Annotated in this window: 17 protein-coding genes; 7 read left to right on the top strand and 10 right to left on the bottom strand. The window is 69.3% G+C overall.

Annotation, left to right across the window (positions count from 1 at the left end; genetic code table 11):
* Window positions 1-51: 51 nt before the first annotated feature.
* The 6 genes from QTI20_RS07815 to QTI20_RS07790 form a co-directional block, all read right to left on the bottom strand.
* On the bottom strand, window positions 52-924 hold the full coding sequence (locus QTI20_RS07815) for an alpha/beta fold hydrolase (protein ID WP_286548659.1): 873 nt from the start codon (window positions 922-924) through the stop codon (window positions 52-54).
* Complete coding sequence (locus tag QTI20_RS07810; RefSeq protein ID WP_183026785.1) at window positions 921-1,985, bottom strand: branched-chain amino acid ABC transporter permease; 1,065 nt, start codon at window positions 1,983-1,985, stop codon at window positions 921-923. Before QTI20_RS07810 ends, QTI20_RS07815 begins: the two co-directional genes overlap by 4 nt.
* Before the next feature lie 160 nt (window positions 1,986-2,145).
* A complete protein-coding gene (locus QTI20_RS07805) occupies window positions 2,146-3,132 on the bottom strand; it encodes a branched-chain amino acid ABC transporter permease (RefSeq protein WP_183026784.1) in 987 nt (328 codons plus the stop codon).
* A 148-nt stretch (window positions 3,133-3,280) separates the two neighbouring features.
* Window positions 3,281-4,012: an ABC transporter ATP-binding protein gene (locus QTI20_RS07800; RefSeq protein ID WP_286548662.1), complete on the bottom strand. Its 732-nt coding sequence runs from the start codon at window positions 4,010-4,012 to the stop codon at window positions 3,281-3,283.
* Between the two features lie 136 nt (window positions 4,013-4,148).
* Window positions 4,149-4,913, bottom strand: a complete 765-nt coding sequence (locus QTI20_RS07795; protein WP_286548665.1) for an ABC transporter ATP-binding protein — start codon at window positions 4,911-4,913, stop codon at window positions 4,149-4,151.
* Between the two features lie 152 nt (window positions 4,914-5,065).
* Window positions 5,066-6,253 (bottom strand): substrate-binding domain-containing protein, encoded by a 1,188-nt coding sequence (locus QTI20_RS07790; RefSeq protein WP_183025995.1) that lies wholly within the window; start codon window positions 6,251-6,253, stop codon window positions 5,066-5,068.
* Window positions 6,254-6,592: 339 nt separating this feature from the next.
* On the opposite strand from QTI20_RS07790, the gene QTI20_RS07785 reads away from it, so the two are divergent.
* Window positions 6,593-7,177, top strand: a complete 585-nt coding sequence (locus tag QTI20_RS07785; RefSeq protein ID WP_286548667.1) for a BPSL1445 family SYLF domain-containing lipoprotein — start codon at window positions 6,593-6,595, stop codon at window positions 7,175-7,177.
* A 234-nt stretch (window positions 7,178-7,411) separates the two neighbouring features.
* On the opposite strand, the gene QTI20_RS07780 is transcribed toward QTI20_RS07785, so the two are convergent.
* A complete protein-coding gene (locus tag QTI20_RS07780; protein WP_286548669.1) occupies window positions 7,412-8,263 on the bottom strand; it encodes an AraC family transcriptional regulator in 852 nt (283 codons plus the stop codon).
* A gap of 104 nt (window positions 8,264-8,367) precedes the next feature.
* Here QTI20_RS07780 and QTI20_RS07775 point away from each other — a divergent pair, with 104 nt between their 5' ends.
* The 3 genes from QTI20_RS07775 to QTI20_RS07765 are packed head-to-tail and all read left to right on the top strand — an operon-like array spanning window position 8,368 to window position 10,646.
* Window positions 8,368-9,345, top strand: a complete 978-nt coding sequence (locus tag QTI20_RS07775) for a Bug family tripartite tricarboxylate transporter substrate binding protein (RefSeq protein WP_286548672.1) — start codon at window positions 8,368-8,370, stop codon at window positions 9,343-9,345.
* Between the two features lie 4 nt (window positions 9,346-9,349).
* Complete coding sequence (locus QTI20_RS07770; protein ID WP_286548675.1) at window positions 9,350-10,228, top strand: PhzF family phenazine biosynthesis protein; 879 nt, start codon at window positions 9,350-9,352, stop codon at window positions 10,226-10,228.
* Window positions 10,215-10,646, top strand: a complete 432-nt coding sequence (locus QTI20_RS07765; RefSeq protein ID WP_286548677.1) for a RidA family protein — start codon at window positions 10,215-10,217, stop codon at window positions 10,644-10,646. The genes QTI20_RS07770 and QTI20_RS07765 overlap by 14 nt, the downstream gene beginning before the upstream one ends.
* Here the strand turns inward: QTI20_RS07765 and QTI20_RS07760 are convergent.
* The gene (locus QTI20_RS07760) at window positions 10,635-11,015 is read right to left on the bottom strand and encodes a winged helix-turn-helix transcriptional regulator (RefSeq protein ID WP_286548679.1); all 381 of its coding nucleotides are present in this window, start codon (window positions 11,013-11,015) and stop codon (window positions 10,635-10,637) included. The two genes, QTI20_RS07765 and QTI20_RS07760, sit on opposite strands and share 12 nt — an antisense overlap.
* A gap of 58 nt (window positions 11,016-11,073) precedes the next feature.
* Between QTI20_RS07760 and QTI20_RS07755 the strand changes: the two genes are divergently transcribed.
* The gene (locus QTI20_RS07755) at window positions 11,074-11,889 is read left to right on the top strand and encodes an SDR family oxidoreductase (RefSeq protein ID WP_286548682.1); all 816 of its coding nucleotides are present in this window, start codon (window positions 11,074-11,076) and stop codon (window positions 11,887-11,889) included.
* 9 nt (window positions 11,890-11,898) lie between these two features.
* Here the strand turns inward: QTI20_RS07755 and QTI20_RS07750 are convergent, their stop codons facing one another.
* Window positions 11,899-12,741, bottom strand: a complete 843-nt coding sequence (locus QTI20_RS07750) for an oxidoreductase (protein WP_286548684.1) — start codon at window positions 12,739-12,741, stop codon at window positions 11,899-11,901.
* 211 nt (window positions 12,742-12,952) lie between these two features.
* Here QTI20_RS07750 and QTI20_RS07745 point away from each other — a divergent pair, with 211 nt between their 5' ends.
* On the top strand, window positions 12,953-13,903 hold the full coding sequence (locus tag QTI20_RS07745) for an AraC family transcriptional regulator (protein ID WP_286548686.1): 951 nt from the start codon (window positions 12,953-12,955) through the stop codon (window positions 13,901-13,903).
* Window positions 13,904-14,093: 190 nt separating this feature from the next.
* Entirely contained in the window at window positions 14,094-15,395 is a 1,302-nt protein-coding gene (locus QTI20_RS07740) for a porin (RefSeq protein WP_286548688.1), read from the top strand.
* 72 nt (window positions 15,396-15,467) lie between these two features.
* Here QTI20_RS07740 and QTI20_RS07735 read toward each other — a convergent pair whose 3' ends face one another.
* Window positions 15,468-17,003, bottom strand: coding sequence for a sigma-54 interaction domain-containing protein (locus tag QTI20_RS07735; protein WP_286548690.1), 1,536 nt, complete (start codon window positions 17,001-17,003; stop codon window positions 15,468-15,470).
* Between the last annotated feature and the right edge of the window lie 24 nt (window positions 17,004-17,027).

Below are 17,027 nucleotides of genomic sequence, written 5' to 3'. Positions count from 1 at the left end.
CAAAGACCCGCCGCGTGCACGGTCCGCGCGACCGTGCGCACATTCCCGGGATCAGGTCTGTGCGGCGCGGATGAAGGCCGCGATCGGATCGAGGTGCGACGGCACATTGAGCGCAGGCGCATGGCCGCAATCCGGCACCTCGATCACCTGCAGCCGGCCGGCCGCGCCTGGACCGCGTCCGCGCATCTGGACCACCGTCTCGGGCAGCACCAGGTCGGAGTCGACGCCGCGCAGGCACAGCACCGGCGCCTCGATCGCGTCCCAGTGCGGCCAGATGCCGTAGTCGTCGTCGTGCGCGGTGAACTGGCGCACCATCTTCGGGTCGTAGTGCGGCGTGACGCGGCCGTCGGACAGGCGGCGGGTCGAGGTCTCGGTGAGCCGGCGCCACTGCGCATCGCTGAGCCAGCCGTAGGGCTTGTAGACGGTGCGGAAGAAGGCCTCGAGCTCGGCCACGGTGTCGAAGGCCGGCGGGTTGCCCGCATAGGCCTTGATGCGTTCGATCGCGGCCGAGGCCAGCTCGGGCGCGTTGTCGTTGAGCACCAGGCTCGCGATGCGCTGCTTCATGCGCGGCACGAAGAGGCCCGATGCGCAGACCGTGCCGATCGCGCCACCCATCGAGGTGCCGATCCAGTGCACGCGCGCGAGCTGCAGGTGGTCGCACAGCGCCTCGGCCAGCCGGGCGTAGAACGAGAGCTGGTACTCCTCGTCGGGCACCGGGCTCCACTGGCTCAGGCCACGGCCAAGGGTGTCGGGGCAGATCACGCGAAAGCCCTGGCCTGCCAAGTGCGCCGCCAGTTCGTCCATGTCGCGGCCGGTGCGCGCCAGGCCATGCCAGGCGATCACGGCGGAGCCCTCCTTCGGGCCCCAGTCCATCCAGTGGATCTCGCGGCCGAGCAATTGCGCGTAGTGGGAAGTCGGGTTCATCGTGCAGCACGCGTACGCAGTTTGCCGACGATGCCCGTCGGGAAGTAATAGACCGACAGCACGAACAGCACGCCCAGCCAGAGCAGCCAGCGGTCGGGCGACAGCAGCGCCGCCAGCCATGGCAGGCCGCTCGCGGCCTCGTTGCCCAGGCGCAGCAGGTCCTGCAGGTAGCTCTGCGCGATCACGAACAGCACCGCGCCGATGGCCGCGCCGTAGATGGTGCCCATGCCGCCGATCACCACGATCAGCAGCACGTCGACCATGATCTCGAAGCTCAGCGAGGTGTCGGGCCCGTTGTAGCGCAGCCAGATCGCGAGCATCGCGCCGGCCAGCGTGGCGAACAGCGCCGACAGCACCGCGGCGGTGGTGCGGTAGACCACCACGCGGTAGCCGATGGCCTCGGCGCGGAACTCGTTCTCGCGGATCGCCTGCAGCACGCGACCGAAGGGCGAGTTCACGATGCGCAGCAGCGCGAGCACCAGCACCACCGCCACCACGAACAGCAGGTAGTAGCACAGCAGCCGGCCGTCGAGCGAGACGCCGAAGAAGGGTTCTTCGGCGAACTCGAAGCTGGGCGAGATCAGCTCGGGCAGCTTGAAGGTCAGGCCGTCCTCGCCGCCGGTGAATTCCGACAGCTGCGAGGCCAGCGTCTGAAAGGCCGCGGCCACCGCCAGCGTGATCATCGCGAAGAAGATCGCGCGCACCCGCAGCGAGAACAGGCCGATGGCCAGTGCCAGCACCAGCGAGAGCGCCAGCGCGCCGCCCAGGCCGGTGGCCACCGCGCCCCAGCTCGGGCCCATGCGGCTGGCCGCGATCGCGATCCCGTAGGCGCCGATGCCGAAGAACATCGTGTGGGCGAAGCTCACGATGCCGGTGTAGCCCAGCAGCAGGTCGAAGCTGGCGACCAGCACCACGAAGACCAGGATCTTGGCCGCGACGCTGAGCGCCTTGACGCCCGGGAACGCGAAGGGGGCGAAGGCCAGGCCCAGCAGCACCGCGAGCAGCAGCACGGCGAGCACGCGGCTGCGCGGCATGTCGTTGGAGAGAAGTCTTTTCAGCATGGGTTTGCGCCAGAAAAAAGCGGAAGCGGGGTCAGGACGCAGAGGACGCGAAGGTTTCGCGGAGAACGCAAAAGGAACGGCTTCGAAATGGAAAGCGCATTTCTGCGCCCTCTGCGCATCTTTTGGCTTCCTTCTGCGTCCGGAAGTCCGAGTGGCCCGTTCATCGGCTGCTCGCCACGGGGTACACACCCTGCGGCCGCCACAGGAGCACGGCGACCATCAGGAAGATGCTCGCGAACTGCGTGAGCGTGGGCACCAGGAAGCCGATGTAGTTGGTCATCAGGCCGACCAGCAGCGCGCCGATCAGCGCCCCGCCGGTCGAGCCCAGGCCGCCGATGATGATCACGATGAAGATCAGCACGTTGACCTGCGCGCCCATCTGCGGGATCAGGTTCTGCTGGAACAGGCCCCACATCACGCCGCCCAGGCCGGCCAATGCGCTGCCGACCACGAACACGCCGACGAACAGCCGGCCGATGCGGTAGCCCAGCGACTCGACCATCTCGCGGTCCTGCACGCCGGCGCGGATCAGCAGGCCGATCTTCGTGCGGCCCAGCGTCCAGGCCAGCAGGCCGAACACCACCAGGCCCACCGCCACCGCCAGCAGCCGGTACTTGCTGATCGCCGCCTCGGCCACGAAGACCGAGCCGCGCAGCGCCTCGGGCAGCGGCAGCGGGATCTGCGCCGGGCCCCAGATGACCTTGATCAGCTCCTCGCCGATGATCATGCCGCCCATGGTGATCAGGATCTGCTTCAGGTGCTGGCCGTAGACCGGCCGCACGATGAAGCGCTCGAAGGCCAGGCCGACCGCGCCGGCCACCAGCATCGCGACCAGCATGGCCGGGAACACCGCGACCAGGTTGCGCCAGAGCTCGCCCGAGCCGGTCCAGTCGCCCATCAGGCCCAGCACGCTGCTGGCGACGAAGGCACCCAGCGCGATGAACACGCCGTGGCCGAAGTTCAGCACGTCCATCAGCCCGAAGATCAGCGTCAGGCCCGAGGCGATGATGAAGATGATCATGCCCATCGCCAGGCCCGCGACCGTGAGCGTGAGCCAGGTCGAGAGCGAGCCGGTCAGCGGCAGCGCGACCAGCGCGAGCACGGGGACCAGCAGCAGCGGTTTCCAGTCGAGATCGGATGCTTTCATGGCTGCACGCCCTTTTCTTGCGCCATCCCCTTGTGGGGGAAGGATGGGATGGGCGCCGACGGCACTTGCAAGGCCGCGCTGTGTCGAAGGCCGCGCGCCGCCACCCCAACCCTCCCCCGGCGGGGGAGGGAGCCATACGTCGAGTACTTCATAGCGCGAGTCCCAGCAGCGATTGCTGCAGTTGCGTGTCCGCGGAGAACGCGGCCATCGCGCCGCTGTGCACCACGCGGCCGTTGTCCATCACCGCCACGCTGTCGCCCAGGCGCTGGGCGAAGTGGATGTTCTGTTCGACCAGCAGCAGCGTCACGCCGCTGCGCTTGAGCTCGGCGAAGGCGTCGATCATGTTGTTGATCATCACGGGCGCCAGGCCCTTGCTGGGCTCGTCGATGATCAGCAGCTCGCGCGGCTCGACGATGGCGCGCGACACGGCCAGCATCTGCTTCTGCCCGCCCGACAGCTTGCCGGCCGGGTGGTTCCAGAATTTCTGGACCGCCGGGAACAGCTGGAAGATCCACTTCAGCCGCGTGTCGTCGATCGCGTCGGCGTTCTTCGCGGCGCGCGCGGCCAAGAGCATGTTCTCCTTGACCGTGAGGTCCGCGAAGATGCCCATCGTTTCCGGCACGTAGGCGATGCCCAGCGCGGCGATCTCGGGCGTGCGCAGCGCGGTGATGTCCTTGCCGTTGAAATGCACCCTGCCCTTGGACGCGTGCCACAGGCCCATGATGGTCCGCAGCGTGGTGGTCTTGCCCGCGCCGTTGCGCCCGAGCAGCATGGTGAGCTGGCCCTTGGGCACCACGAGGTCGACGCCGTGCAGGATGTGGTACGCCCCGATGTGCGTCTGCACGCCTTCGAGCGTCAGGAGATTGTTGGAAGTGGTCATCGGTACTGCTCCTTCCCCCTCTGGGGGAAGGTTGGGATGGGGGCCAGCGGCGGTCGTGCAGCCGTGAAGACGCGAAGGCCGTCGGCCCCCACCCCTGCCCTCCCCCGTGGGGGGAGGGAAAAATTCATGGGGATCGTCATGCGCTTTCCTTCGCCACGCCCAGATAGGCCTCTTGCACGATCGGCGAAGCGATGACCTCGGCCGGTTCGCCGTCCGCCACCAGCGTGCCGTTGTGCAGCACGATGATCCGGTCGGCCAGCTCGCGCACCACGTCCATCTTGTGCTCGACCAGCAGGATGGTCTTGGTCTTGTCCTGCTTGAGCCGGCGGATCAGGTCGAGGATCACCGGCGCCTCGGCCGCGTTCATGCCGGCCGTGGGTTCGTCGAACATGAAGACCTGCGGCTCGAGCGCCATCAGCAGCGCGACCTCGAGCTTGCGCTGGTCGCCGTGCGGCAGGCTGGCCACGGTGGCGTGTTCCTTGGCCTTGAGGTTGATCTCCCGCAGCAGCTCGTCGGCCCGCTCGGTCAGCGCGCGGTGGTCGCTCCAGATGCTCCAGAGGTTGAGCCCGCGCCGGTGCGCGCCCGCGCGCGTGGCCTGCACCGCGAGCCGCACGTTCTCCAGCACCGTGAGGTTGGGAAACAGGTTGGTCAGCTGGAAGGCGCGTCCCAGGCCCGCGTGCGTGCGCGCCGAGGGCGACAGGCCCGACAAGTCGCGTCCGTCTAGCGACACCGTGCCGGCGCTGGCCTTGAGCTGGCCGGAGATCAGGTTGAAGTAGGTGGTCTTGCCCGCGCCGTTGGGCCCGACGATGGCCGTCAGGGTGCCGGGAGCGAAGGCGCAGGACACCGCGTTGACGGCCACATGGCCGCCGAAGCGAATGGTCAGGTCTTGGGTGACGAGCATGGGAGATGGGGAGAGGGAACGGATACCGGACGCAGAGGACGCAAAGTTTGCGCAGAGGTCGCAGAAGAAGACACAGCGGAAAGGAAGATCCGATTCCTTCTGCGTCTTCTGCGCGTTCTCTGCGCTTTCTGCGTCCGGCCAAGCCCGCTTTTTCAGCGCTTGTTCTTGATAGGAATGTCCATCTCTTCGGGCTTGATCTCGTGCACCAGCTCCGGCACGCCCCAGGCGAAGGCCGGGTCGACCTTGATCTTGAAGTGGTACATCGACTGCATCGCCTGGTGGTCTTCCTTGCGGAAGGTCATCTTGCCCTTGGGCGTGTCGAAGCTCATGCCTTCCATGGTGCTGATGAGCTTGTTGGTGCTGGTGTCGCCGTTGGTCTTCTTGAGCGCCGTCACCACCGCCATCGCGGCCGAGAAGCCGCCGGCCGTGAAGAAGTCCGGCGGCGTCTTGAACTGCTTGTAGTGGGCCGAGACCAGTGCCTCGTTGACCGGGTTCTTCGGGATGCCGAAGTAGTAGTAGGCCGCGCCTTCCATGCCCGGCAGGCTCTTGTAGGCCGCCATGGCGGGCAGGATGTTGCCGCCGGTGGCGATCTCGATGCCGTAGCGCTTGAGGTCGAGGTCGACGATCTTGAACGGGTTGCCCGCGCCGGCCCAGACGATCCAGATGATCTTGCGGCCCGGCACGTCCTTGAGCTTGTCGATCAGGCGTTGCGCACCGGCGGTGAAGTCGGTGGTGGCGGGCGGCAGGTACTCCTCGTGCGCCAGCTTGGCCTTCTTGAGCGCGCCGGCAAAGGCCTTCACGCCGTCGCGGCCGAAGGCGTTGTCCTGGGCCAGCGTGGCGACCGTGACGCCGGCCTTGTCGACCGCGACCGCGTTCGAGATCGCGTCCTGCGAGCTGTTGCGGCCGGTGCGGAAGATGTACTTGTTCCACTTGTCGCCGGTGATCGAGTCGGCCACCGCGGGCTCGACGATCAGGATCTTCTTGTACTCCTCGGCCACCGGCAGCATGGCCAGCGCCACGCCCGACGCCGTCGGGCCCACGGCCAGCGCAGCCTTGTCGTCGGAATAGGCCGCGGCCAGCAGCGACTTGCCGAGGTCGGGCTTGCCCTGGTCGTCCTTCTCGATCACGACCAGCTTCTTGCCGTTGACCATCATGGTGCCGCCGGTGGCGTAGTCCAGGCCCATCATCAGGCCGGTCTGCGTCTGCTTGCCGTAGGCCTCGAGGGCGCCAGTCTTGCTGTAGACGTGGGCGATGCGGATTTCGTTGGACTGCGCATGCGCCGTGAGGGCGGCGGTGCAGGTGGCCAAGGCGGCCAGAGCGACGAGGTGGCGACGGTTCATGTGGATGTCTCCTGGTTGGAATGACTGAATATTGCACATATTGTGCCAACCCGGAAACACTTGATTGCAAACGACTTTTCATTCGGCGCCAGGCCGGCCGACCTTGTTTCATCCATTTGCCATGTTCATTTTTCAGTCAATTGCCTGAAATTCGATCAGGGTTTTCCAGAGGTCGGAAAGAAGCCCTGCGCCGGGCTCCCAAACCGCCCGACTTCGCGTAGGCCGTCTCCCTCAGTGCGTTTTTCGCCCTGCCAGCCGACTTAGCATCCGTCCGGGCCGCTTGATTTCCCGCCGCAGATGCGGGACCGGCAGGCCCGATTCATACAAGGAATTCGAACCATGCAAACCTTCAAGATCCGCACCCTCGTCACCACCGCCGCGATCGCGGCCTGCAGCGTCGCCTTCGTCGGCTGCACCACGACCCGTCCGGGTGACACCGGCACCAACACGTCGTCGCGTGCCTCGATCGATGCGCAGGTCACTGCATCCCTGTCGAAGCTCTACGACACCGTGCCGGGCTCGCGTGAAATGGTCGCCAAGTCGGCCGGCGTGCTGGTCTTCCCGGCCGTGGTCGGCGCCAGCTTCGGCGTCGGCGCCGAGTACGGACGCGGCGCACTGCGCACCGGCGGCCGCACCCAGGCCTACTACAGCACCACCGCGGGTTCGATCGGCTTCCAGGCCGGCGCGCAATCCAAGGCCGTGATCTTCCTGTTCAACACCCAGGACGCCCTGGCCAAGTTCCGCGCGAGCAAGGGCTGGACCGCCGGCGCCGACGCCACCGTGGCGGTCGCCAACATCGGTGCCAATGGCTCGGTCGACACCAACACCATCCGTCAACCGGTGGTCGGCTTCGTGCTGACCAACGTGGGCCTGGAAGCGGGCGTGTCGATCAACGGCGCGAAGATCACCGAAATCAGCCTCTGATCAGGTCCGCCCCCGAAGGCTTCGCGCACTTCGTGTCGCTCAGCCCTCCCCTCCGGGGGCGACACCCGTGACCCGGCAAAGCCGGTTCCGCGGTAGCACTTGACTCTCCCCCGAAGTCTCGCGCACTTCGTGTCGCTTCGCCCTCCCCCTCCGGGGGCGACACCTGCGGCCCGGCAAAGCCGGTTCCGCGGTGTCTCACGGACATCGGCCCCGCTTTGCGGGGCCTTTTTTCGTTCAGGGGATGGTGCGACTGCTTGCTCTGATTTCAGCGGCCGTGAGGGCCCAGGTCTTCTGCAGCACGCGCGCCAGGTGGGAGCCGGACTCCCATCCCACCTGCTGCGCGACCGACAGCACCGAGTCCGATGTGGTGGCGAGCAGGTAGCGTGCACGGTCGGCGCGCTGGATCTGCTGAAAGGCCAGCGGCGACATGCCGAACTCGGCGCGGAAGCTGCGTTCGACCTGGCGCCGCGACAGCCGATGCCGCAGCGCGAAGGCCTCGAGCGGCAGCGCCTGCGACAGGTCCCCGACGATCGCGTCGGCCAGCGCCTGCGCCACCATGCGCGCGGGCGTGCGCCGTTCCTGCAGCAGCGGGTTAGCGCTCAGGCGCGCGGCTTCCATGATCAGCGCGCCGCAGTACACCGCGCCGTTGTCGCTGTCGGCGCCCGAGCCGGCGCGGGCCACCTCCAGCATCTTCTGCGACAGCATGGCGAGCGCCGCGCTGCCCGCGCGCATGCCCTGCGGCGGCCGCTGCACGCCGTTCGCGCGCAGGGCGGTGCTCCAGAAATCCGGATCGATGTAGACCGCGAGATGGGTCTGGCGCAGCGTCTGCGCGGCGGTCGCATGGGCCGCGCCGGCCGCGAACCAGACGAAGTCCCCGGGGGCCGACTGCATCGCTTCGCCGCGTGCGTCGAGCAGGTCGAAGCGGCCCGCCACCGGCACAAAGAGCATGTCGCAGTCGTGCGCGTGCAGCGCGGTCGCGTAGCCCTCGCGCGTGTTCGCGACCATGGTCGCGCGCCGGGCCGCCCCTTCGGCGAAGAGCGACATCGGCGGCGGCGGCGCGGGCGGTGGCGGGCGTTGCATGGTCATGGGATTGTCGCAATTGGCGGTGCCGGCGTCGCGATCGGGTGCATGCGCCGTGCTGCGCTCGACAGAATCGGAAGCCGTCGCATCGCACATGCAAGGAACATGCAATGACCTCGAGAATCCTCCGCCGGACCTGGCTCGCCGCCGCGGCCGCCACGCTGCTCGGCCCGGCCATCGCCTGGTCGGCCCCGCCCTACCCGGCCAGGCCGGTCACCATAGTCGTGCCCTTTCCCGCGGGCGGCGGCACCGACGTGATCTTCCGCTCGGTCCAGGTGCGGCTGCAGGCCGAACTCGGCGTGCCGGTGATCATCGACAACCGCGCGGGCGCGGGCGGCACGGTGGGCACGGGTTACGGTGCCAAGGCGCCGGCCGACGGCTACACGCTGGTGGCGGCGACCACCACCACCATCGCCTCGGCCCAGGCCGTCTACCCCAAGCTGCCCTACGACCCGCTGGCGGACCTGACGCCCGTGGGCACCATCGGCAGCACGCCCTTCGTGCTGGTGGTGACGCCCGCGCTGCCGGTGCGCACCCTGGCCGAATTCATCGCGCATGCGAAGAAGCATCCGGGCGCGCTCAACTACGGGAGCATCGGCAACGGCACCTCCAGCCACCTGGCGGCCGAGCTGTTCAAACAGCGCACCGGCATCGAGATGACGCACATCCCCTACCGCGGCGCCGCGCCCGCGCAGTCGGACCTGATGGGCGGCCAGATCCAGGTGCTGTTCGACAACCCGACCGCGCTGGTGCCGCAGGTGCGCGCCGGCCGCATGCGCGCGCTGGCCATCAGCGAGCCCTCGGCCGTGTTCCAGGACCTGCCGACCTTCGAGGCCGGCGGCGTGAAGGACTTCCAGCCCGCGCTCTGGTACGGCCTGATGGCGCCGGCCGCCACGCCCGCGGAGCTGGTGCTGCGTGTGCGCACCGCGCTCGACCGCGCGCTGCAGGACCGCGCGCTGCGCGCCGACATGCTGGCCAAGGGGGTGGCGCCGCTCACGCTGAGCCCGGCGCAGTTCGCCGCGCAGATCAAGACCGACATCGCGCTGTGGGGCGGCATCGCGCGTTCCGTCAACGCCAAGGCGGACTGAGCCCATGGAACTGATTCGCGTCTTCCCCAGCCCCGGCAGCGAGCGCGGCGGCAACCCGGCCCCGGTGTGGCTCGCGGCCGACGGACTCTCGACCGCCCAGATGCAGGAGCGCACGCGCGCCAGCGGCCACGAGTCGGTCTTCGTGCTGCGCGCGTCCGACCCCGCGGCGCACGACTGGCGCATGCGCTACTTCGTGCCGCGCCACGAGATGGAGATGTGCGGCCACGCCACCCTCGGCGCACTGTGGCTGCTGCACCGCGACGGCCACTGGAGCGGCCGGCCCACCACCGTCGAGACCCTGAGCGGCACGGTGCACGGCCGCCATGTCGACGGCCTGGTCGAGATCAGCCAGCCGCGTGCCACGGTGCAGGCCGTGGGCGAGGTGCTGCGCGACGAGATCGCGCGCTGCCTGCGCATCACGCCCACACAGATCCTCGGGACTGTGCTCAACGCCTCGACCAGCCGGGTCAAGACCCTGGTGCGGCTGCAGAACGTCGAGGCACTGCATGCGCTGCGGCCCGATTTCACCGCCGTCGAGGCGCTGTGCGAGTGCCTGGGTTCGACCGGCCTCTATCCCTATGCGGTGGCGGACGGTGCCGAGGCCACGGTCAGCGCGCGCCAGTTCCCCAAGTCCTCGGGCTACCCCGAGGACGCCGCCACCGGCATCGCGGCCGCGGCACTGGCCTGGGGCCTGCGCGAGGCGGGGCTGGTCGGCGAGGCTGCGACACTCGTGACCGTGCGCCAGGGCGAGGCCATGGGTTCGCCCTCGGCCATCTTCGTGCGGCTGCCGGCGGCCACCGCGACCACGGAAGGCTGCTGGCTGCGCGGCGAAGCCCGGGCGATGCCATCCCCTTCTTCGAAAGAAAGCCATGACAGCCATTGAACGTGCCCGGCCCGCGGGCCTCTACGCCAGTTTTTCCCAGGCCGGCGGCCTGCTGCATTCCAGCGGCGTGGTCGGGCGCCACGAGGGCAAGCCGATCACCGGCGTGCTGGCCGGGCCCGACGACGTCGCACGCGGCGAAGCCGCCGCCGTGGCCGCGGTGACTGCGATCCTGCGCGCCGTGGAAGACGAGTTCGGCAGCCTGGCCGCGGTGAGCAAGGTCGTCACGCTGACCGGCTACCTGCAGGCCACCGCCGACTTCACGCAGCACGCCGCGGTGATGAACGCCGCCTCGGCCGTGCTGCAGCGCGCCTTCCCCGACGCGCCGCTGCCCGCACGCACCACCATCGGCGTGGCTTCGCTGCCGGGCGGCGGGGTGGTCGAGGTGTCGATGGTGCTGGCCCTGGCTTCAGCCGGCTGACGCCTCGCGCGCTTCGGTCCACACCAGGATCGCATCGAGCGCCGGGCACAGCGCCTGGCCCCAGGGCGTGAGCCGGTAGTCGACGCGCGGCGGCAGCTCGTCGTAGGCCCTGCGTTCCACCAGGCCATCGGCCTCGAGCTGGCGCAGTTGCTGGGCCAGCATCTTCTGCGAGATGCCGTCGATGCGTTTCTCGAGGTCGGAGAAGCGCTGCACCTTGCCGTCGAACAGCTGGAACAGGATGACCAGCTTCCACCGCCCTTCGAGCAACCCGAGCGCCGCTTCGACGTCGATGGCGGCCGACAGCGGCGTGTAGCGGGGCCGTTGCTTGCCCTTTTCCGGAGCGCTTACTTCGAGGTGCGTTCTTGTCATGGCACGAGGGTATCGCGAGCATCGAGGCCTTGCCATCCAGCCTTGAAAGCGACCCCGCATGACGCCCTCTTCTCCCTTTTCTTCTTCCTCGTTCGGCAACGATCTCCAGGGCCTCCGCGCCCTGGTCACCGGCGGCAGCAAGGGCATCGGCCAGGCCGTCGTGGCCCATCTGGCGCATGCCGGTGCCTCCGTGCTGACGACGGCACGCCAGCGACCGCCAGCCGGCGCGCTGCCCGAGGGCGTGCGCTTCGTCGAAGCCGATGTGTCCAGCGCCGACGGCTGCGCCACCGTGGCCGCGGCCGTGCAGGCGCAGTGGGGCGGCGTCGACATCGTGGTGCATGGGGTGGGCGGCTCGTCCGCGCCGGCCGGCGGCTTCGCCGTGCTCGACGACCATGAATGGCAGCAGGCGCTCGACCAGAACCTGATGCCCGCGGTGCGCCTCGACCGCGCCTTGCTGCCCGGCCTGCTGGCGCAACGCAGCGGCGTGATCGTGCACGTCACCTCGATCCAGCGGCAGTTGCCGCTGCACGAAGCCACCACCGCCTACGCCGCGGCCAAGGCGGCGCTGTCGACCTACAGCAAGAGCCTGTCGAAGGAAGTCGGCCCCCAGGGCGTGCGCGTGGTGCGCGTGTCGCCGGGATGGGTCGAGACCGAGGCGGCGGTCGGACTGGTCAACGAGATCGCGCGCAAGGGCGGCACCGACTACGACGGCGCGAAGCAGGCGCTGATGGCCTCGCTCGGCGGCATCCCGCTGGGCCGCCCGGCGCGGCCGGAGGAAGTGGCCGAACTGGTCGGCTTCCTCGTGTCCTCGCGCGCCGCCGCCATCACCGGTGCCGAATACGTGATCGACGGCGGGACGGTGCCGACGGCTTGAGGCTCCGGCTCAGGCGAAGTCGGTCGAGGCCGACACCCCTTCCCAGCGCGCGATCTCCGCGCCCATCGTGCCGAGCTTGGCGCGCACCAGCGCGAGCGCGTCGGTGCCCAGCAGCAGGTGCACGGGCGGATCGCGCTGCTCGACCAGGTCCAGCAGCACCTGCGCGGCCCTGGCCGGGTCGCCGGCCTGCTGGCCGCTCTTGGCCTGACGTGCCGCGCGGACCGGGTTCATCAGCGCGTCGTAGTCGGCGATGCTGCGCTCGGCACGCACCATCGAGCGCCCGGCCCAGTCGGTGCGGAAGGAGCCCGGCGCCACCGCCGTGACCTTGACGCCGAAGCCCTTGACCTCCTGCGCCAGCACCTCGGAAATGCCTTCGAGGGCGAACTTGCTGCCGCAGTAGTAGGCGATGCCCGGCAGGGTGATGAAGCCCCCCATCGAGGTGATGTTGAGGATGTGGCCCGCGCGGCGCTCGCGCATGGCGGGCAGCACCGCTTTGATCATCGCCACCGCACCGAAGACGTTGACGTCGAACTGGTGCTTCATCGCGTCGAGACTCGACTCCTCCAGCACACCCTCGTGGCCGTAGCCCGCGTTGTTGACCAGCACGTCGATGGGGCCGACGCGCTGCGCGACGGCCGCCACGGCCGGCGCGATGGCCTCGAAGTCGGTCACGTCGAGCCGCAGCGCATGCGCCCGGCCGCTGGCATGCGACGCGAAGGCCGCACGCGCTGCGTCGCTGCGCACCGTGCCGACGACGGTGTGGCCGGCGGCCAGCGCGGCCGAGGCCAGGGCCTGGCCGAAACTGGAACTCACGCCGGTGATCAGGAAAACACGGGAAATGGGGGTGCTCATGGCGTTCCTTGCAAGGCGCCTGCGCCGGCCCGCCGACGGAGGGGCGGCGGCCTGCAGGCCTGGATGAAGTGCACCGATGCTAGGAGTCGATGCCCTGCGTGCGAAGGCCTGCGCGTCTCGCATCCTTGCCTGAAACTATGAGAGCTGAAGAGGCAGGCGTGCAACTGAAGGTGTAAAACAACGGCAACCACTGCCTGAAAGACTCAGCTCCATGAACGCCCTCCCCGGCACCTCCGCCCCGGTCGCGCGCCAGATGGTCGCGCTGCTCGCGGCCCTCGCGCCGGACGAGGGCTACAACCTCACGGCCCTGCCCGACGTGCGCTTCCTGCGCTCGAACCGGCCGCTGCGCCGCGCGCCGGTGCTCTACGACCCGGGCGTGGTGATCGTGTGCCAGGGGCGCAAGCGCGGCTTCCTGGGCGAGACCACCTACCTCTACGACGCGCAGCACTACCTCGCGGTGTCGGTGCCCGTGCCCTTCTCGATGGAGACCGACGCCAGCGCGGAAGAACCGCTGCTCGCGATCTACCTGCGGCTGGACTTCACCGTCGCCAGCGCCCTGGCGTTGCAGCTCGACGCGGCCGGCAGCGCGGCCGATGCGCCGCCCCAGGGACTGATGTCGACGCCCATGGACGCGGCCCTGCAGGAGGTGGTGCTGCGCTTCCTGCGCGCCATGGGTTCCCCGCTCGAAGCCGCGATCCTCGGGCCCGCGCTGGTGCGCGAGATCTACTTCCGCGTGCTCACCGGCGCGCAGGGGCCGTCGATGCGCGCGGCGCTCGCGGCCAAGGGGCAGTTCGGCAAGGTCGCCAAGGCGATCCGCCGGATCCACGGCGACTACCCGGAAGCCCTCGACGTCGACCAGCTGGCGAGCGAGGCCGGCATGAGCGTGCCCTCCTTCCACAGCCACTTCAGGGCCGTGACCCACACCTCGCCCATGCAGTACCTGAAGTCCACGCGCCTGCACCAGGCGCGGCTGCTGATGGTGCGCAGCGGCATGACGGCATCCGCCGCGAGCGGCCAGGTCGGCTACGAGAGCGCCTCGCAGTTCAGCCGCGAGTTCAAGCGCATGTTCGGGCTCAGCCCGGTCGAGGAAGCCGAGCGCATGAAGAAGGCCTTCGCGCTGCCGCACCCGGGGCCGGGCTCGGCCTATGTGGCCTCGCACTGAACGAAATGCGATCGAAAGCGTCACCGGCACACGCAACATGAATAAGAAAAGTGAACTGAAAAGAAACTGAGTTCTTTCGCTATCACCTCGCTGCACTCGACCATCGCCGGGACGGCGCTCCTTTCCTACCATCGGCCTCCAGAAAAAGAAGGCCTCGGATGTCCCGGGGCTGCACAGGGAGAAAGCTCAGATGGAAAGAATTCACGCGCGCCGGCAAGAGGCCCAGCGGCCGTCCCCATGGCTTCGACACCTCGGAGGCATCGTCATCCGCACGCTCCCGAAGCGCCCGGCGCGGCGCGCCTGGGTGGCGTGCGCCGCACTGGCGGCCACGGGGCTGGCATCGGCGCAGTCGAGCGTCACGCTGTTCGGCGTCGTCGATGCCGCGCTCAGCGGCTACAGCAACCGCTCGCAGGACGAGCGCCCCGGGGCCGTCAACCAGGGCAGCGTCAGGACCAGCCAGACGGCCTTGACCAACTCGGGCTACAACTCGAGCCGCCTGGGCTTCCGTGGCACCGAAGACCTGGGAGGCGGCATGGCGGCAGGGTTCTGGCTCGAAGGGCAGCTCACGAACGACGACGGCAACGTCGGCGGCCTGAGCTTCACGCGCCGCTCGACCGTCAGCCTCTCGGGCCCCTGGGGCGAGGTGCGCCTGGGGCGCGACTACGCTGCCACCTTCTGGAACGACACGGTGTACGACCCCTTCGGCACGGTGGGGGCCGGCGCCACGCTGCTCATGGCGGCGCAGCTCTATCCGCTGCCGACCGGCACGCGCACCTTCGGCGGCAATCCCAACTATGTGCGCACCAGCAACAGCGTCGGGTACTTCCTGCCGCCGAACCTGGGCGGCGTCTATGGCGAACTCCAGTATTCCCTGCCCGAGAACGTCGGATCGTCCCAGCCCTCGTCGACGCCCGTGGCCGCGAACAGCACGCGCACGGGCCGCTATGTCGGCGGCCGCATCGGGTACGCGAGCGGGCCGCTCGACATCGCGATCGCCTACGGCAACAGCGCCATCGGCGACAACCACGATGCCGGCACCACGGATTCGGTCAAGACCGTGAACCTGGGCGCGTCCTACGACTTCGGCGTCGTCAAGCTGCTGGGCGAGGTCTCCAGGTTGCGGACGCGCCGCGCCTACGACGCCGCGCCGCCGGTGCGAACGCCCGACGTCGACACGACCGGCTTCCTGCTGGGCCTGACGGCGCCCGTCGGTGCCGGCCTGCTCCGGGCCTCCTGGTCGCAGGTCGACTACGACCTGAACCGGGTGACGCCCCCGGGGATGGCCACGCTGCCGGACCCCAAGGCCCGCAAGCTCGCACTGGGCTACGTCTACAACCTGTCGAAGCGCACCGCGCTCTACGCCACCGTGGCGCAGGTCCGCAACAGGAACGGCGCGGCCCTGGTCACAGGCGGCCCGGCGCTGGTCAACAACGCGAGCTTCACGCCGCGCACGTCGACCGGCTACGACCTGGGCATCCGTCACGCCTTCTGAGGCCGACGCCTCCGGCGCCATGACGAAAGCGATGGCTGCGCTGCGTCATGGCGCCGGACGGACGATGGCGGTTCAGTCCTCCGCCATCCGGTCGTACAGCGTGGCGCGCGAGATGCCCAGCAGCCGCGAAGCCGCGAGCTTGTTGCCGCCGGTGGTGGCCATCGCGGCCGCGATGGCGCGGCGCTCGAGTTCCGCGATCTGCTCGGCCATCGGTCGCAGCAGCCGGGCCTGGTCGGCGTCGTCGCCGATCGCGACCAGCGGTTCGGGCGCGGCGATCTTCTCCAGGCCGGTCTCGGCCAGCACGCGCTTGACCTCGGCCGCGTCGATCCGGGTCGCGTCGCTGCGCATCGCCAGCTGCTCCAGCACGTTGCGCAGTTCGCGCGTGTTGCCGCGCCAGTGCTGCGCGGCCAGCAGCGCCAGCGCGTCCGGCAGCAGCTCGGGCGGGGCCTCGCCGCTGCGCTGCGCCATGTCTTCACCCAGGGCTTCGACCAGCGCGGGGATGTCGCTGCGGCGCTCGCGCAGGGGCGGCACGCGCAGCGGCAGCACGTTGAGCCGGTAGTACAGGTCTTCGCGAAAGCGCCCGTCGCGCACCAGCGCCGGCAGGTCGCGCGAGGTGGCGGCGATCACGCGCGCATCGAAGGGCACCAGCTTGTTCGAGCCCAGCGGCTCGATCTCGCCTTCCTGCAGCGCGCGCAGCAGCTTGGCCTGCAGCGCCAGCGGCATGTCGCCGATCTCGTCGAGGAACAAGGTGCCGCCGTCGGCCAGCTTGAACTTGCCCTCGCGCCCCTTGCGGTCGGCACCGGTGAAGGCGCCCGGCGCGAAGCCGAAGAACTCGGCCTCGAGCAGCGTGTCGGGCACGGCCGCGATGTTGAGGCTCACGAAGGGACCGTTGGCGCGCGCCGACGCCGCATGGATCGCATGCGCCAGCAGTTCCTTGCCGGTGCCGGTCTCGCCCAGCAGCAGCACCGGGCTCGAGGACTGCGCCGCGCGCCGCGCATGGCGCTTGACGTCGACCGCCGCCGGGCTGCTGCCGATGAAGCTGGCGAAGGTGTGCTTGGCGCGGCGCTGGCCGTCGGCGCCGGCCTGCTTCCACAGCGGATGGTTGCGCTGGGTCGCGAGCTCGCGGCGCGCGTCGTCGAGGTCGCGCTGCAGCATCGCGAACTTGCTGATCAGCGGCTGCAGCGTGGTCTGCGGATGGTCGAACAGCACGATGCCGATCGCGCCGATCACCTCGCCCAGCGCAGCGTCGCCCTCAGCGCCCGCCACCTCGGCATGCAGCGGGATGCGGCTCACGACGAAGGTGCCGGCCTTGTTGGTCAAGAGGTCGATCAGGATCGGCTTGCCGCTTTCCAGCACCTCGCGCATCTGCGTGTTGTGGATCACCTCCTCCACCGGCCGGCCCACGAACTGGTCGACCGAACTGAACCCCAGCGCCGGCAGGAAGCGCTTGTAGCCCTCGTTGACCCAGACGATGCGGCCGCTGCGGTCGACCAGGAACATGCCCTGGCTGATGCTGGAGAACAGGTGGAACATCGAGCGCGCGGCGAGCGCGAGGATGCCCTGGGGGTCGAGGGGGAGCGCGGGCGGTGGCGCCGGGACGGTAGGCATGCGCGGGATCGTAGCGCGAGCGCT

This window comes from Variovorax sp. J2P1-31 (assembly GCF_030317215.1).
Taxonomy (GTDB): Bacteria; Pseudomonadota; Gammaproteobacteria; order Burkholderiales; family Burkholderiaceae_C; genus Variovorax.
This window is presented reverse-complemented; position numbering and strand designations above follow the sequence as displayed.

Excerpts from the sequence above, each read along its gene's own strand:
- QTI20_RS07780 (WP_286548669.1), bottom strand. The coding sequence starts at position 8,263 with ATGACCATGCAACGCCCGCCACCGCCCGCGCCGCCGCCGCCGATGTCG.
- QTI20_RS07770 (WP_286548675.1), top strand. The coding sequence starts at position 9,350 with ATGGAACTGATTCGCGTCTTCCCCAGCCCCGGCAGCGAGCGCGGCGGC.
- QTI20_RS07750 (WP_286548684.1), bottom strand. The coding sequence starts at position 12,741 with ATGAGCACCCCCATTTCCCGTGTTTTCCTGATCACCGGCGTGAGTTCC.
- QTI20_RS07785 (WP_286548667.1), top strand. The coding sequence starts at position 6,593 with ATGCAAACCTTCAAGATCCGCACCCTCGTCACCACCGCCGCGATCGCG.
- QTI20_RS07810 (WP_183026785.1), bottom strand. The coding sequence starts at position 1,985 with ATGCTGAAAAGACTTCTCTCCAACGACATGCCGCGCAGCCGCGTGCTC.
- QTI20_RS07805 (WP_183026784.1), bottom strand. The coding sequence starts at position 3,132 with ATGAAAGCATCCGATCTCGACTGGAAACCGCTGCTGCTGGTCCCCGTG.
- QTI20_RS07790 (WP_183025995.1), bottom strand. The coding sequence starts at position 6,253 with ATGAACCGTCGCCACCTCGTCGCTCTGGCCGCCTTGGCCACCTGCACC.
- QTI20_RS07745 (WP_286548686.1), top strand. The coding sequence starts at position 12,953 with ATGAACGCCCTCCCCGGCACCTCCGCCCCGGTCGCGCGCCAGATGGTC.
- QTI20_RS07765 (WP_286548677.1), top strand. The coding sequence starts at position 10,215 with ATGACAGCCATTGAACGTGCCCGGCCCGCGGGCCTCTACGCCAGTTTT.
- QTI20_RS07795 (WP_286548665.1), bottom strand. The coding sequence starts at position 4,913 with ATGCTCGTCACCCAAGACCTGACCATTCGCTTCGGCGGCCATGTGGCC.
- QTI20_RS07740 (WP_286548688.1), top strand. The coding sequence starts at position 14,094 with ATGGAAAGAATTCACGCGCGCCGGCAAGAGGCCCAGCGGCCGTCCCCA.
- QTI20_RS07760 (WP_286548679.1), bottom strand. The coding sequence starts at position 11,015 with ATGACAAGAACGCACCTCGAAGTAAGCGCTCCGGAAAAGGGCAAGCAA.
- QTI20_RS07775 (WP_286548672.1), top strand. The coding sequence starts at position 8,368 with ATGACCTCGAGAATCCTCCGCCGGACCTGGCTCGCCGCCGCGGCCGCC.
- QTI20_RS07755 (WP_286548682.1), top strand. The coding sequence starts at position 11,074 with ATGACGCCCTCTTCTCCCTTTTCTTCTTCCTCGTTCGGCAACGATCTC.
- QTI20_RS07800 (WP_286548662.1), bottom strand. The coding sequence starts at position 4,012 with ATGACCACTTCCAACAATCTCCTGACGCTCGAAGGCGTGCAGACGCAC.
- QTI20_RS07815 (WP_286548659.1), bottom strand. The coding sequence starts at position 924 with ATGAACCCGACTTCCCACTACGCGCAATTGCTCGGCCGCGAGATCCAC.
- QTI20_RS07735 (WP_286548690.1), bottom strand. The coding sequence starts at position 17,003 with ATGCCTACCGTCCCGGCGCCACCGCCCGCGCTCCCCCTCGACCCCCAG.